The sequence below is a fragment of the Facivitalis istanbulensis genome (assembly GCF_040560405.1).
In the GTDB taxonomy this organism is placed as follows: domain Bacteria; phylum Pseudomonadota; class Alphaproteobacteria; order Sphingomonadales; family Sphingomonadaceae; genus Sphingomonas; species Sphingomonas istanbulensis.
Window position 1 is genome coordinate 1 of sequence record NZ_JAVSCQ010000087.1, and the last position, 640, is coordinate 640.

Annotated in this window: 1 pseudogene; it reads right to left on the reverse strand. The window is 60.5% G+C overall.

Annotated features, from left to right (window positions below):
- Nucleotides 1-306: 306 nt before the first annotated feature.
- Nucleotides 307-573: pseudogene (locus tag RN629_RS18290) on the reverse strand (integrase core domain-containing protein); the annotation flags it as partial.
- Nucleotides 574-640 lie beyond the last annotated feature (67 nt).

A 640-nucleotide genomic window follows, 5' to 3' on the forward strand; every position in this document is an offset into this window, starting at 1 on the left:
TCGGCGGCAGGGCACTGATGGTCAACGCTGTGGATGAGGAAGCGGCGCGGTTCTGGCAGCGGCGCGGGTTCATGCCGTCGAAGGACGAACAACTCGTCCTGTTCCAATCCATCGCCGCAATCGCTGCTTCACTCAAAGAGGGCGCAGGTACTATATTGCGCGGGTAGATGGTATCAGTCCCAGCGGATTGTAGTCACTTCCCAAACAGATGTCAGAGTTTGCGGACGGTCCTGACAGGCGGCTTTACAGCCGCGAAAACAGGATAGCTGAGGTGGTGCCGCCTTCTTGGACAGTTTGGCGGCTGAACTAAGCTATATCCTGGTTGGTTTGAGCCGCCATTCTGGTGAACGCCCTATCCGGGGCATGCCCCGGATAGGGCGTCGCGCTGCCCCGCCCATACACCTCGTCCGGCGTTCGGCCGGCCAGGCGGGAGCGAGGCCGCTGCCCGTTGTAATAGCTGATCCAGCGGCCAAGCCCGGTTCGCAGTTCGGAGCCGGTCTCGAACGCGTTCAGATAGACGCATTCGTACTTCAGCAACCGCCAGAGCCGTTCGATGAAGACGTTGTCCATCCAGCCGACCGGTTAGCGTCCGCGGTCGTGGTGTAAATTCCCGGTGTAGATGATGGTGTATGCCGGGGTG